The sequence below is a fragment of the Trichococcus sp. genome (assembly GCF_049684335.1).
Classification (GTDB): Bacteria; Bacillota; Bacilli; order Lactobacillales; family Aerococcaceae; genus Trichococcus.
Genome location: NZ_JBAVFV010000058.1, coordinates 44,902 through 58,958 on the forward strand (window position 1 = coordinate 44,902; position 14,057 = coordinate 58,958).

Below are 14,057 nucleotides of genomic sequence, written 5' to 3' on the forward strand. Positions count from 1 at the left end.
ACAATGGATGTACAAAGCTATATGTCAACGGATTTAGTAACGATTCAACCTTCAACAAAAATTATCGAAGCTTTGGATTTAATGAAAGAGCATAAGATCCACCGTCTACCGGTTGTTCAAGGCGAGACTATCGTGGGTTTGATAACGGAGGGCATCATTGAACGCAATACACCTTCCAGCATGACCAGTTTGGATATGCATGAAGTCAACTATCTGTTGAACAAAACGACAGTGGCCGACATCATGGAAAAACGTGTCGTAACGATTAGCAAGGAAGCTCTTTTGGAAGAAGCTGCCGTAATGATGCGTGAGAATGGCATCAGCGTATTGCCGGTCGTAGAGACAGGCAACCGCCTGATCGGCATCATCACCGAAAAGGATATCTTCTCTGCCTTCATCGATGTGCTGGGTTACTACACACCGGGCGTCCGCGTGGTTGTCAATATTCATGAAGACAAAAAAGGCGTGCTCGAAGACCTGACGGATATCTTCTCCGATGAGAACATCAACATCCAACAGATTGCGACGTACCGCAAAATGGGCTATGTCCAGGTCGTTGTCCAATTGGAAAGCAAAGACATCGACGGCATCCGTTCCAGACTTGAAGAACATGGCTACGAGATTGGATCAATCATCTACAAACCCGAGAGAGTATAGGATGTGATGATTCAGTAACCGACATCATGCAAATGAATAGCCGCCCACTCCAACAAAACGGAGTGGGCGGTTTTTTTACGTAAATGATTTCTTTTATCACGTAATAAGTGTATAATGAGAACATGATAGATTGGAGGTCACATAAATGAATAATGCACTTATAACAATTGTCCTGTTTACGATCAAAGAGCAATATGTCAGTGAAAAAGCTTTTTATGCCAATCAACTAGGGATCTCGCCGCAGAGCTGGGATCGCTGGAAAAAAGGAGAGCATGGTTTAAAACCCGAGAACATGCAGATCATTTCAAAATTGTTCACCGATTATGAGTGGATGCTTGTCCAGAAAGTTTGCCGCAATGCTGAAATTCTTCCCGAAGTGGCAGAGAACCCTGTAAGAGAATATCAATTCCTGAAATATCAAGTCGCCAAAAAATGGATAGCGACGGATTTGGCTGATTTCAAATGGTACACTACCGATGAGACGGTCCATGATTCAGAGATCCACAAACCAGCAATCACGACACTCCGACTGGAGAGCAATTATGATTTCTGGAGTTACAAAGATATCATCGACCTGCGCTTGCCTAGCATCATCCGTCATCAGATCGATTCGGAAAAAATCAATCTGCTTGAATGGTTCAATGAAAATACGCCTGATACCATTACAAAAATTACTGAATAATTTAATATAAACCTAAAAGCCGAGATGATAGTATCTTGGCTTTTCGATTGGATTCGAGCTTAGGCTTACTTTTTGGGTGTGGATTGATGGGCGTGTGTGCTAAAATAGGCATAACAAAAAATTTCAGACCAGAAGAGGGTAGAATATGGAAACGAAAAAAAAATACTCCCATACACCTGAGCGGTACGCACAAAGACTGCGTTTCCTTGCGGGACTCTTGCTGGCGATGCTCTTTTTCACAGGATGCACAACCAATGATGATGAATCAGCAATTAGTCAGCAGAATTCTTCAACAAGCAATCGCTCCGGAGAATCGCAAGCCGCTTCCAAAGCTGCAGTTGACGAAGACGAGCCCAAAGTGATCGTGACTCCTACCGCTTCATCAACTGATTGGAATTTGGTTTTGGTGAACAGGGAAAATCAGCTTGCTGGAGAAATCGCCATGGAGTTATACCTGACAGAAAGCGGCTATCAGATCGACGGCAGAATTAAGGACGCATACTTAGCGCTGATGGAAGCGGGGAAAGCTGCCGGAATGGATTTCACGATGATTTCAGGTTACCGCTCCATCGAGCAACAACAGTCAAACTATGATGTCAACTATCAAAATTATCTAGCCTCAGGTTTTTCGGAAGAAGAGGCACGCGCAAAGACGGAAGAATATATCGCCTTGCCTAATGCCAGTGAACACACTACCGGACTCGCCGTGGATATCACATCGACTGCGTTAGCTAACCAAGAAGGTAATTCAGGCTTATTCCCGGATTTGGAAAACTATCCGGAAGGGCTGTGGCTGAAAGAAAATGCACCCAAATACGGTTTCGTCTTACGTTTCCCAAAATCGAAAGAAGACATCACCGGCATCAATTTTGAACCGTGGCATTTTCGGTATGTGGGCGTAGAGAACGCTGTGTACATGACTGAACAGAATCTGACGTTGGAAGAATACATAGCCATTCTGAAGCAAAATGAAGAACTCGGGATCAGTAAACAATAGCAGGTAAAGCAGCACAACCAAATAGATGGAGGAAAATATGGCACGAAAGAGTAAGCGGGCTCGAAAACAACCGCAATCAGCATCTACTAAGGCCGTTAAGATTTTATTTTTCTTGTCGATCAGTTTTATGGCAAGTCTGTCATTTATCGGCGATTTTGCTCCGATTGTACCGGATATCCCGGCGTACGACAATAATCAGGGAACCGGCTTCATCGCCACTATCGCCCCTGCTGCACAACAGATGCAAGCAGCATACGGTGTTCACGCTAGCATCAGCATCGCTCAAGCGATACTCGAATCAGATTGGGGAGAGAGCGAACTGTCTGCCGTCTACAACAACCTATACGGCATGAAGGGTGAGGATCCGGGAAATACGGTTCTTTTGACGACCAATGAATACTACAACGGCCAGTGGGTCACCATTCAAGCAAAGTTCAGGGTCTACGGCAGTTGGACAGAATCGGTCCAAGACCATGCGTTGTTGTTCGTCAACGGAACCACTTGGGATCCAAATCAATACGCTCCCGTTCTGCAGGCAGCCACTTATCAGGAAGCAGCTCAAGCTCTTCAGGATTGTGGCTATGCGACCGATCCGGATTATGCGACTAAATTGATTGCGGTAATCGAACAGCATGCACTTTATGAATATGATAGTTGAAGCATACAAACAGAAACGCGTGGACAGATGGGGCCCTTTTCAAGAGGCTGCCTGATGTCCGCGCTTTTTTGCCCCATCCCCTCTGATTTCTTACGAAAATTCGACAAATGGAGATTTTTTCCATGGCGACATTCGTTGAATATAGTGATAAAATGATTTGGTAAAGACTTTTTTAACAAATTCTAATGAAAAATCCAAGAGAGTAGTGTGATCACATGCCGAATCAAATTTTACCCGGGAAAACAATCGGTATTATTGGCGGAGGACACGTCGCCCGTATGATTGCTTTGGAAGCCAAAAAAATGGGCTACCAAATAGGCATCTTGGACGCCGACCCTGCCTGTCCGGCTGGGCAAATAGCTGATTGGCAGATAACCAAGAGATATACAGACTTTGATGCGCTGACGGATCTCGCAGCAAAATCTGACGTCCTGACCTTTGAATCCGAAGCCGTGGATACAATGTTGCTGACGCAAATCAATCCTTATATCAGCATACCGCAGGATCCGGACAGCCTTTCCATTACCCAAGATCGATTAATCGAAAAGGCGTTTCTGGAATCATTGAACATAAACGTAACGCCTTATGCGACGATAACCACCATCGAAGACATGGAAGAGGCTGTCAAAAGTATCGGCTTCCCGTGTGTTTTGAAGCCGATACGTATTGAAATGGCTACACCGGTGCAACATCTTTTATACAGTGAAGAAGACTTCGGAAGGGCGTCAGCCTTACTGAAAAAAGGAACGTGCATTTTGGAAGCGTGGATCCCATTTGAGATGGAGTTGGCGATTACAGTCGCACAGGATGTGAACAATGTGTTCACTTCATTCCCAGTCACCGAAACAGTCTACCGGGAGCAAAAACTTGTGAAGACAATCACGCCAGCAAGAGTAGGCGGTAACTTCCAGAAAGAGCTAGAGCATATCGGCAAGCTGGCTGCTAAGGCCATGAATCTGACCGGAATTTTGACGATCGAGACATTCATGACTTCCTCAGGAACGCTGTATGTGAACCGTTTGGTCGTCCGACCGCACCATTCATGCAATTATTCACTGGACGGCTGTAGCATCTCTCAATATGAGGTGCTAGTCCGCTGCATCTGTGGGTTGCCCATTCCGGAAATCCAGTTGTACGATACAAGCGTGACTTTCAATATCATGGAAGAAAAACTTGATGAAGCGCTGATTCTGCTGCTGACCAAACCAGATTGGCATTTCCACTTTTACGGAAAAAAAGAACACCGCGCGAAACGGAAAATGGGACACGTCACATTATTGGGTGACAGCCCAGATATCCTCATCAACGAATTGGAAGAAAATGGCTTGTTGAAATCTACAGAGTAACGGAAACAGGTGTCCGCTCTCTTATATGAAGGAAGGAATCAATTGATGGAGGAAAGGCTATTCAATAAGGCATACGACTACATAAAGGACAAAATCGACAGCAATTGCTGGCCTCCGGGAACCAAAATAACCGAACAACTTATTTCTGAAGCGTTGTTTATGAGCCGGACACCGATTCGCACTGCGCTGCTTTTGCTTGAGGAGGAAGGGATGGTGAAATCCATCCCCTACAAAGGCTATATCGTGGCCGAGAAGAAGATCTCAAACGAGGGTCTATTGGAACGCCTGGAACTGATCGCAGGTCTCATTATGAATTACCTACAATATCTGAAGGAAAACGACATCGCCTTGGATCATAAGAAATTTGAAAAGATTTTGGAAAAACAAGTGGAGTATTTGAATTACCGTGATGCGACGGGTTACTTCAAGAATGAATACCGACTCTTTGAGACATTCATCGAACAAAGCAACAATCAATTCCTGAAGAAATTGATTTTGACGACAGCCCGGGACATCCATCTCACTTATTCCGACAACAGTGACCTGATGGATGAAGCGCGTTATCAAAACGAAGCCAAATTGCTCGCCTTGTATCAAGAAGTGAGCATCTGTATACGTGCTAAAGATTACGATAAGATGGGCGAATACCTTATCTTCTTCTTTGAAACGTTGAAAGACACAAACGATATCCTGGCCCAATAGACTGAGAAAGAAAGTCCTGCCGCTGAATCAAGCAAATGATTCAGCGGCAGGACTTTTATGTTGGATGGCGCAGGGGGAAGTGGATGGCATAATATAGTGAAAGAAACAGAACCGCACTGAGGGGAACAAGGAGTAAAGACTATATAAAATATCAGGGGATTCATTGATAGACAGGCTCTAAAATGATAGACTAAACCATGATGCAAATCAGAATCGATAAGGCTGCACTACAGCCTTGAACCTATCAAAAAAGAACGTACCCATACACACTCCGAAACAAAGGCAACAAAAGAAAGGATGGCAATTGTGCAACAAAAACACGATCTCATAAAAGGAATGAACCCAAGGCAAGCAGAAGCCGTTTTGGCGACGGAAGGCCCATTATTGATCATGGCGGGGGCAGGCAGCGGCAAAACGCGTGTGCTGACCCATCGCATGGCCTACCTACTGGAAGAAAAATCAGTCAACCCTTGGAACATCTTGGCCATCACCTTCACGAATAAAGCGGCAAAAGAAATGAAAGAGCGGGTCATCCGCTTGGTGGGAACAGTCGGCAACGACATGTGGGTATCCACTTTCCACTCCATGTGCGTGCGGATTCTAAGAAGAGAAAGCGAACAGATCGGCTATGCGCGCTCCTTCACCATCTGCGACCAGAGCGAAACGGAAACATTGATGAAACGCATCATCCGCGAGAAGAATCTGGATTCCAAAAAATTCGATCACCGCATGATTCTGGGTCGGATCAGCCAAGCGAAAAATGAGCTGCAGACACCGAAGGAATTCGGCGATTTCGCCGGCGGATACATCGATAATATCGTCTTCGAGTGCTACAAGGATTACCAAAAAGCGCTCGAAAACAGCCAATCGATGGATTTCGACGACCTGATCATGTTGACGGTCAAACTGTTCCAGGAATATCCTGAAACGTTGTCCTACTACCAAAATAAATTCCATTATATCCATGTGGACGAGTACCAGGATACCAACTTTGCCCAATATCAATTGGTGCAGTTGCTGGCCAGCAAGTTCAAAAACATCTGCGTCGTCGGCGATGCGGATCAAAGTATCTACGGTTGGCGCGGGGCTGATATGGAGAATATCCTCAACTTCGAAAAGGATTATCCGGACGCAAAAGTGGTCTTGCTGGAGCAGAACTACCGCTCCACAAAAAAAATACTGCGCGCAGCCAACGATGTGATTCAAAATAACGTCAACCGGAAAGAAAAAGAGTTGTGGACAGACAATCCAGATGGCGAGAACATCGTTTACTACCGAGGCCAATCCGAACACGACGAAGCGCGCTATGTCATCTCGAAGATGCAGCAGGAAGTCCGCGAAAACAAACGCCAGTACGGGGATTTCGCAGTGCTCTACCGGACGAACGCCCAGTCGCGTGTCATCGAGGAGAACCTCCTGAAGTCGAACATCCCTTACAAGATGGTCGGCGGGCGCAAGTTCTACGACCGCAAAGAAATCAAAGACCTTTTGGCTTATCTGCGTCTGATTGTGAACCCATCGGATGACTTGAGCTTCGGCCGGATCGTGAACGTGCCGAAACGCGGAATCGGTGATGCCAGTGTCGAAAAACTGCGCGAATTCGCAAATATGCATGACCTGACCTTATTGCAGGCTTCCCAGGATGTGGCAATGTCCAGCGTATCCGGAAAAGCCGCGAAGGAATTGAAGAAATTCGCTACCATAATGGACAATCTGCATAAAATGCAGGAATTCCTTCCAATCACGGAATTGGTGCAGGAGTTGCTTTCCCAGACGACTTATCTAGAAGCCCTCGAAATGGAGAAGACGCTGGAGTCGGAAGCACGAATCGAAAACATCAATGAATTCCTGTCGGTAACCCAGGAGTTCGATAAAATGAATCAAGACGACTTTGACCTGACCTCTTTCCTGACCGATTTGGCGCTGGTTTCCGATTTGGATCAGATTGAGGAAGAACCGCAGAGCGAAGTGACGCTGATGACGATGCACGCAGCCAAAGGATTGGAATTCCCGATCGTCTTCATCATCGGGATGGAAGACGGTATTTTCCCATCTTCCCGCTCCTTCATGGATGAGGACCAGATGGAAGAAGAACGGCGTCTGGCCTATGTCGGTATCACGCGGGCGGAGCAAAGACTGTTCCTGACAAATGCCTATTCCCGCATGCTGTATGGACGTACGATGTCCAACCCGGCATCACGTTTCCTTGATGAATTGGACGGATCCGTTCTGGACCGCGAGGACAGTTCGGGCTCCACGTCAAGTATGTATTCTTCAAAACCAGCAAGCTCCGGCGGCCGCTGGAAAACAGCAAGCGATACCCGTCAGGAGAAAGCCTTCAGTCAGACGTTTTCGGCCGGACCGCGTGAAAAAACGACGCAGTCTGTCCAGCAAACTGGAAGCAGCGGTGCGGCCAACCTTGGCTGGGCTGTGGGCGACAAAGCCAGCCATAAGAAATGGGGCACAGGTATTGTCGTTCAGACGAGTGGAGAAGGCGATGGGTTGACTTTGGATATCGCCTTCAAAGATATCGGCATCAAACGCTTGTTGGCATCCTTTGCACCGATCGAAAAAGCCTAATTTAGGAGGGGAACCATTCATGGCGAAAGAAAGTCTGACCGAAGCCCAAGCGCGCATCGAGACGTTGAAGACGCTCCTCAACCGCTATAGTTACGAGTATTATGTACTGGACAAGCCCCGTATTTCAGATAAAGAATACGACCAGCAGTATCAAGAACTGGAAAAATTGGAAAAAGCCCATCCTGAGCTGATCACCACGGACTCACCGACGCAACGCATCGGCGGGACCATCCTGCCCGGCTTCACAAAGGTCCAGCATGATTCACCGATGTTGAGTTTGGGGAATGCCTTCAATCAGGAAGAACTGCTGCAATTCCACCAACGGATCAGTAAACTGACCGACCAGCCTTTGCAATACATGTGCGAGCTGAAAATCGACGGTTTGGCCGTGTCATTGAAGTACGAAAATGGCTTGTTCATCCAAGGCGCGACGCGTGGGGACGGAAATTCCGGAGAAGACATCACGCAGAACCTGCGGACGGTCAAATCCATTCCGTTGCGCCTGAATGAACCGCTGACTTTCGAAGTCCGCGGCGAATGCTACATGCCGAAAGCCTCATTCGTCCAATTGAATGCGGACCGCGATGAGAAAGGCTTGGATATTTTTGCGAATCCGCGCAACGCCGCTGCTGGCAGTCTGCGTCAACTGGATTCCAGCATTGCGGCAAGCCGCAACCTGAACATCTATCTATACAGCGCCACAAATTTCGAACAATTGGCTGTGGAAACGCAGGATGCGCTGCTGAACCGATTGGCTCAGGTTGGTTTGCGGACCAATTCGGAACGCAGACTCTTCGATTCAATAGAAGAAGTCTGGGCATTCACGGAAGAAATCGCAGCTAGAAGAAAAGAATTGCCATATGAAATCGATGGCATCGTCATCAAAGTCAACGCATTTTCTGCTCAAGAAGAAATCGGTTATACGGTAAAAGCGCCGCGGTGGGCAATCGCCTATAAATTCAAAGCAGAAGAAGCCGAAACAATCGTGCGCGACATCGAGTGGACTGTTGGCCGTACCGGTGTCGTGACGCCCACAGCCGTGATGGAGCCCGTATTCTTGGCCGGTTCCACCGTGCAGCGCGCCAGCCTGCATAACGTCGATCTCGTCCGTGAGAAGGATGTGCGCATCGGCGACACTGTCGTGATCCATAAGGCCGGCGACATCATCCCGGAAATCCAGCATGTCCTCATCGACCGCAGAAATCCGGAAAGTGAACCTTATGTCATCCCCGAAACGTGCCCAGCCTGCGAGAGCCACCTGGTGCATCTAGAGGAGGAAGTGGCTCTGCGTTGCATCAACCCGAAATGTCCGGCCCAAATCAAGGAAGGCCTATCCCACTTTGTTTCGCGCAACGCGATGAACATCAGCGGTCTGGGCGTTCGCGTCGTCAGCCAAATGTTCGAAAAAGGACTTGTCAAAGACGTAGCCGACCTGTATAAACTGACCGAAGAAGACCTTTATCAATTGGATAAGATCAAAGAAAAATCTGCCAACAATATCGTGACCGCCATCGATCAGAGCAGGGGGAACTCATTCGAACGCTTGTTGTTCGGTTTGGGCATCCGCCATGTCGGATCGAAGGCTGCAGCCAGTTTGGCAGCGGAATTCGAAACCATCGAACGCCTGATGCAGGCGACGAAAGAAGAAATCATGGCCGTCGAAGGCATGGGTGACATCATCGCGGACAGCGTTGTAGCCTATTTTCAATTGCCTGAAGTGAAGGACCTGATTGAAGAATTCCGGTCGAACGGCGTGAATCTGACCTACTTGGGCAAGAAAAAGGCTGAGGTGGCCGCGGTTGATTCTATATGGAACGGCAAAACCGTTGTATTGACGGGCAAACTGACACACTATAACCGAACCGAAGCAACGGAAATGATCGAAGCACTCGGCGGCAAAGTGACTGGCAGTGTCTCCAAAAAGACCGATTGGCTCGTTGCCGGAGAAGAAGCCGGCAGTAAATTGGCAAAAGCCCAATCTTTGGGCATCCCTGTCTGGACAGAAGAAGATATGGTGAAAAACTTGGAAAGAAGTGACAGCAGTGAATAAAGCGAAAAGCATCATCCTTATGACTGTCTCCGGAGCAGCGATGTTCCTGTTGGCCAGTTGCGGACAGCTATCAGAGACGCAAACGACGGAGAATACAACCACTACCGGCCCTGAAAAAGTGACTGTCCAAACGACACAGAATCAGTTGTCGACCGATTATTACCCGGCCTTGATTGTGGACGGCAAGTACCAATTCAGCCAGAATCGCGGCGTCAGCCTATCGCTAAACTCGACAGCTAACATCAAAGACTTTGAGGCGGAGTTGTTGGATGTATCAAAAAATGTTTTTCCGACCGACCAATATTTTTTTCAGGAAGGCCAAGTCATCGATTATGATACGACGAGGTTATGGTTGGGACGATACAGCGACTCTAATCCGGACGGTTTGAATCCGACCGATAACGGCAGTACCGACGCTGCAACCCGAGAGCCGATTTATCTAGAGCAGATTTTGGAACAGGACTATATGATTCAAAATGACAATGGCTTCGAATTGGCCGGGATGACGATCGGACTGGCAATGAATTCGGTCGACTATTACAAGGTGAACGATGTGCCGATGGAACAAGCCATTTCTCGCGATAAACTGGAAGAACAGGCTAAAGCCTATGCAGATACGATCATTACGCGTTTGCGCCAGACCGAAGGATTGGAAAGCATTCCGATCGTCATCGGCATTTATGAACAATCAGCGCAGGACAGCCCGGTCGGCGGCATCTATCTGTTCGAAGGCGTCTCCACAGAAGGAAATGCGATCGGTGAATGGATCACCCGCAATGAAAGCAAAGTCGTCTTCCCTTTGCAAAGCGGAACGCAGACGGAAGAATCTTCCAACTTTGACAACTTCAAAAATGAAGTGCAGAATTTCTTCCCGAATCTGAACGGTGTCGTCGGTGAAGGCAAATACATCGATGGACAGCTGATGTCGCTCGAAATCGACATCACGACGCAGTTCTATGGGGAAACGGAAATCATCGCGTTCACCCAGCACGTAACGGATGCGGCAGGGCGGTTCCTGCCCCAAAATATTCCTGTTGAGATCACAGTTGAATCGATCAACGGCATCGAATCGTTCCTGACAAGAGAGAACGACAGCCAGGGCTTCAGTTACCATATCTTCGATTAGCGGGTAGTTTTTCATAATGAGGGCTGAGCGAACCCGTTCCGCTTTTAATGGTTTTCAGAAAGTGCTGGAAACGTGAGAAAACTCCCACAAACCGATGATTTTTATGCTAAAATGAATAAGTATGTAAAAAAACGATGACTACACAAAACGACAGAAAGAAGGGTATTACATGGCAATCACTGAAGAGCAAGTGCGTCACGTAGCAAAACTGGCCAAGCTGGAATTCGCTCCTAATGAAATCACACATTTTACAGAACAATTGGGCGACATCATTGACATGGTGGAACAATTGGAAGCGGTCGATACAACGGATGTACCCGTGACTTCTCATGGCTATGCATTGAAGAATGTCATGCGTGAAGATGTAGCGGAACCAGGAACGGATCGCGACCTCTTATTCAAAAACGTCAAAACAGCCGAGGACGGCATGATCCAAGTGCCGGCAATTCTAGATAACGAGGTGGAAGGCGCATGAGTATTTTCGATGAAACGCTAACGAGCCTGCATGTAGGTTTAGTCAACAAAGAATTTTCTTCCGTGGAACTGACACAAGCAGCCTTCAAACGCATCGCTGAAACAGACGGAAAAGTGGAAGCATTCTTGGCTTTGAACGAAGAAGGAGCCTTGAAACAAGCGCAAGCAGCTGACGAAAAAGGCTACGCGGATGGCAATGTACTGAACGGTATTCCTTTAGGGATCAAAGACAACATCGTCACTGAAGGCGTGACAACGACAGCAGCGAGTCGCATCTTGGGCGACTTCATGCCGATCTATGACGCAACAGTCGTAACCAAATTGAAGCAAGCCGGCGCAGTCAACGTCGGGAAACTTAACATGGACGAATTTGCCATGGGCGGAAGCACCGAAAACTCTTACTACAAAAAAACCAAAAATGCTTGGGACCTGACAAAAGTTCCCGGCGGCTCATCCGGTGGCTCCGCTGCTGCGGTTGCTAGCGGCGAAGTTGTCGCTTCATTGGGTTCTGACACAGGAGGAAGTATCCGCCAACCGGCTGCCTTCAACGGCATCGTCGGCATGAAACCGACATATGGCCGCGTATCCCGTTACGGCTTGATCGCATTTGCGTCCAGCCTTGACCAAATTGGTCCGATGACACGCAACGTAACCGACAACGCCTTGTTGTTGGAAGCAATCAGCGGCTATGATGCCAAAGATTCCACTAGCATGAAGTTGGAAGTGCCTAAATTCAGTGCAAACCTGAACGGAAATGTAGCAGGTATGAAGATTGCTTTGCCGAAAGAATATTTCCAAGAGGGCGTATCCGCTGAAATCCAAGAGGCTGTAAGAAAAGCAGCTGCCCAATTCGAAGAAATGGGTGCTACCGTAGAAGAAGTCAGCATGCCGACTTTGGCTTACGGAATCCCTGCTTACTACATCATCGCTTCTTCGGAAGCTTCATCCAACCTGCAACGTTTTGACGGTGTGCGTTACGGCTACCGCGCAGAAAATGTCAATTCATTGGATGAATTGTACATCAAGAGCCGTTCCGAAGGCTTCGGGATGGAAGTGAAACGCCGTATCATGTTGGGATCCTTCTCGTTGAGCGCCGGTTTCTATGATGCTTACTTCAAAAAAGCGGGACAAGTCCGCACGCTTATCAAACGCGACTTCGCGAACATCTTCGCAGGCTACGACCTGATTCTGGGGCCTACCACTACAACAACTGCTTTCGGAATCGGCGAAAAGAACGACGATCCATTGGCTATGTACATGGATGACTTGTTGACCGTAACGATCAACTTAGCGGGCGTTCCGGCCATTTCCGTTCCTGGCGGTTTCTCGGCTGACGGCATGCCGATCGGTATCCAATTGATCGGTAACTACTTCGAAGAAGCAAAAATCTATCAAGCCGCTTTTGCCTTGGAACAAGCGAACGACTATCTTGACCAACACCCAAACCTGTAGGAGGCTTTTAACTGTCAATAATAATCTCCTCAAATGCATGCAAATCTTTTGTTTTTGATCCTGTTTCCTCTATACTTTGCGTATAGAAAGGGATGATCCGAGATGATGCTGACTAGAAAGGTCCGCTTGATTCTGATTGACGAAACTTCCAAACTCTACCAAGCGGCTGGCGCTGGTCGCTGGGCCTACAACTACACGATCCGCATGCAGGAAATGAATAATCGCTTCGGCGGGACATTCATCAGCGACAGGGACCTGCGCAAGCACATCACCAAGATGAAGAAACGTAAAAAATACGCCTGGCTGAACGATGTTTCCAACAATGTCGTCAAGCAAGCGGTCAAGGATGCCTGTAAAGCCTACAAAACCTTCTTCAATGGGCAAACGCAGCATCCCCGATTCAAGACAAAGCGTCGCTCCACACCGAGCTTCTACAATGACTGCGTCAAGCTGAAAGTGAAAGGCAACCGCGTCCTGCTGGAAAAAATCGGTTGGGTCAAAACCAACGAGCCGTTGCCCGTGGATTGCAAATACTACAACCCGCGCATCAAGTTCGACGGTAAATATTGGTACCTGACGGTCGGTGTCGAAGTGAACCCCAATATCGTCGAATTAGACGATCGAATTGTCGGGGTGGATATCGGCATCAAGGAGTTGGCTGTCACCTCTGATGGTGTTTTCTATGAAAACATCAACAAAACAGCCTCCGTGAGGAAAGCGGAGAAGCGCCTTAAGAGATTACAGCGGCGTGCAAGCAGAAAATACAAGAAAGGAACGCCTAAATCTAACCATCTCCTAAAACTAGAAGGTGAAATCCGAAAACAGCACCGACGCTTAGCCAACATCCGAACCAATCATGTCCATCAAGCAACAGCGGAGATCGTGAAATCCAAACCCTCCCGCATTGTGATGGAAACGCTGAACATCAGCGGCATGATGAAGAATAAGCATTTGGCTAAGGCAATAGCAAATCAGAAACTCTATTTCTTCAAGCAATGCCTGCAATACAAATGCGAACTGCATGGCATTGTCTTTGTTGAGGTGGATCAGTGGTTCCCGAGTTCCAAGTTGTGCAACAACTGCGGAACGCTCAAAAAGGACCTGAAACGCAGCGACAGGGTCTACCACTGTTCCTGCGGCCACCATTGTGATAGGGATCTGAATGCAAGCTACAATCTGAGGGATTACCAAGCAGTCTAGCGGTAGCTCGGATATGTACGATTCGTTGCATCGGAATTTACGCCCTCGGAGTGCTGCATCAAACGAAAGTAGTCCGTCAGGACCAAATCGGGCACGAAGAACAGGGAAGCAAACATAAACTAGATTTAGTTAG

At 47.7% G+C, this 14,057-nt stretch carries 12 protein-coding genes; all 12 read left to right on the forward strand.

The genetic code is table 11. The features are described from left to right. Positions 1–3 precede the first annotated feature (3 nt). The 12 genes from WBM30_RS10575 (at position 4) to WBM30_RS10630 (ending at position 13,924) form a co-directional block, all read left to right on the forward strand. Positions 4–657, forward strand: a complete 654-nt coding sequence (locus WBM30_RS10575) for a CBS and ACT domain-containing protein (RefSeq protein ID WP_424900677.1) — start codon at positions 4–6, stop codon at positions 655–657. Positions 658–802: 145 nt separating this feature from the next. Beyond that, positions 803–1,339, forward strand: coding sequence for a hypothetical protein (locus WBM30_RS10580; protein ID WP_424900678.1), 537 nt, complete (start codon positions 803–805; stop codon positions 1,337–1,339). A 145-nt stretch (positions 1,340–1,484) separates the two neighbouring features. After that, positions 1,485–2,336: a M15 family metallopeptidase gene (locus WBM30_RS10585; RefSeq protein ID WP_424900679.1), complete on the forward strand. Its 852-nt coding sequence runs from the start codon at positions 1,485–1,487 to the stop codon at positions 2,334–2,336. Between the two features lie 37 nt (positions 2,337–2,373). After that, positions 2,374–2,994: a glycoside hydrolase family 73 protein gene (locus WBM30_RS10590; protein ID WP_424900680.1), complete on the forward strand. Its 621-nt coding sequence runs from the start codon at positions 2,374–2,376 to the stop codon at positions 2,992–2,994. A gap of 215 nt (positions 2,995–3,209) precedes the next feature. Further along, positions 3,210–4,340 (forward strand): 5-(carboxyamino)imidazole ribonucleotide synthase, encoded by a 1,131-nt coding sequence (gene purK, locus WBM30_RS10595; protein ID WP_424900681.1) that lies wholly within the window; start codon positions 3,210–3,212, stop codon positions 4,338–4,340. Positions 4,341–4,385: 45 nt separating this feature from the next. Further along, positions 4,386–5,042 carry a GntR family transcriptional regulator gene (locus tag WBM30_RS10600; protein ID WP_424900682.1) on the forward strand — a complete coding sequence of 219 codons (657 nt, stop codon included), beginning with the start codon at positions 4,386–4,388 and terminating at the stop codon, positions 5,040–5,042. Positions 5,043–5,339: 297 nt separating this feature from the next. Beyond that, entirely contained in the window at positions 5,340–7,622 is a 2,283-nt protein-coding gene (pcrA, locus tag WBM30_RS10605; RefSeq protein WP_424900683.1) for a DNA helicase PcrA, read from the forward strand. A gap of 19 nt (positions 7,623–7,641) precedes the next feature. Continuing rightward, the gene (gene ligA, locus WBM30_RS10610) at positions 7,642–9,672 is read left to right on the forward strand and encodes an NAD-dependent DNA ligase LigA (RefSeq protein WP_424900684.1); all 2,031 of its coding nucleotides are present in this window, start codon (positions 7,642–7,644) and stop codon (positions 9,670–9,672) included. Further along, positions 9,665–10,798, forward strand: coding sequence for a CamS family sex pheromone protein (locus WBM30_RS10615; RefSeq protein ID WP_424900685.1), 1,134 nt, complete (start codon positions 9,665–9,667; stop codon positions 10,796–10,798). Before ligA ends, WBM30_RS10615 begins: the two co-directional genes overlap by 8 nt. 169 nt (positions 10,799–10,967) lie before the next feature. Beyond that, a complete protein-coding gene (gene gatC / locus WBM30_RS10620) occupies positions 10,968–11,273 on the forward strand; it encodes an Asp-tRNA(Asn)/Glu-tRNA(Gln) amidotransferase subunit GatC (protein ID WP_424900686.1) in 306 nt (101 codons plus the stop codon). Further along, positions 11,270–12,724, forward strand: coding sequence for an Asp-tRNA(Asn)/Glu-tRNA(Gln) amidotransferase subunit GatA (gene gatA / locus WBM30_RS10625; protein ID WP_424900687.1), 1,455 nt, complete (start codon positions 11,270–11,272; stop codon positions 12,722–12,724). The genes gatC and gatA overlap by 4 nt, the downstream gene beginning before the upstream one ends. 102 nt (positions 12,725–12,826) lie before the next feature. Next, complete coding sequence (locus tag WBM30_RS10630) at positions 12,827–13,924, forward strand: RNA-guided endonuclease InsQ/TnpB family protein (protein WP_086629299.1); 1,098 nt, start codon at positions 12,827–12,829, stop codon at positions 13,922–13,924. Positions 13,925–14,057 lie beyond the last annotated feature (133 nt).

Excerpts from the sequence above, each read along its gene's own strand:
- gatC (WP_424900686.1), top strand. The coding sequence starts at position 10,968 with ATGGCAATCACTGAAGAGCAAGTGCGTCACGTAGCAAAACTGGCCAAG.
- WBM30_RS10585 (WP_424900679.1), top strand. The coding sequence starts at position 1,485 with ATGGAAACGAAAAAAAAATACTCCCATACACCTGAGCGGTACGCACAA.
- WBM30_RS10590 (WP_424900680.1), top strand. The coding sequence starts at position 2,374 with ATGGCACGAAAGAGTAAGCGGGCTCGAAAACAACCGCAATCAGCATCT.
- WBM30_RS10630 (WP_086629299.1), top strand. The coding sequence starts at position 12,827 with ATGATGCTGACTAGAAAGGTCCGCTTGATTCTGATTGACGAAACTTCC.
- pcrA (WP_424900683.1), top strand. The coding sequence starts at position 5,340 with ATGGCAATTGTGCAACAAAAACACGATCTCATAAAAGGAATGAACCCA.
- WBM30_RS10580 (WP_424900678.1), top strand. The coding sequence starts at position 803 with ATGAATAATGCACTTATAACAATTGTCCTGTTTACGATCAAAGAGCAA.
- ligA (WP_424900684.1), top strand. The coding sequence starts at position 7,642 with ATGGCGAAAGAAAGTCTGACCGAAGCCCAAGCGCGCATCGAGACGTTG.
- purK (WP_424900681.1), top strand. The coding sequence starts at position 3,210 with ATGCCGAATCAAATTTTACCCGGGAAAACAATCGGTATTATTGGCGGA.
- gatA (WP_424900687.1), top strand. The coding sequence starts at position 11,270 with ATGAGTATTTTCGATGAAACGCTAACGAGCCTGCATGTAGGTTTAGTC.
- WBM30_RS10600 (WP_424900682.1), top strand. The coding sequence starts at position 4,386 with ATGGAGGAAAGGCTATTCAATAAGGCATACGACTACATAAAGGACAAA.
- WBM30_RS10575 (WP_424900677.1), top strand. The coding sequence starts at position 4 with ATGGATGTACAAAGCTATATGTCAACGGATTTAGTAACGATTCAACCT.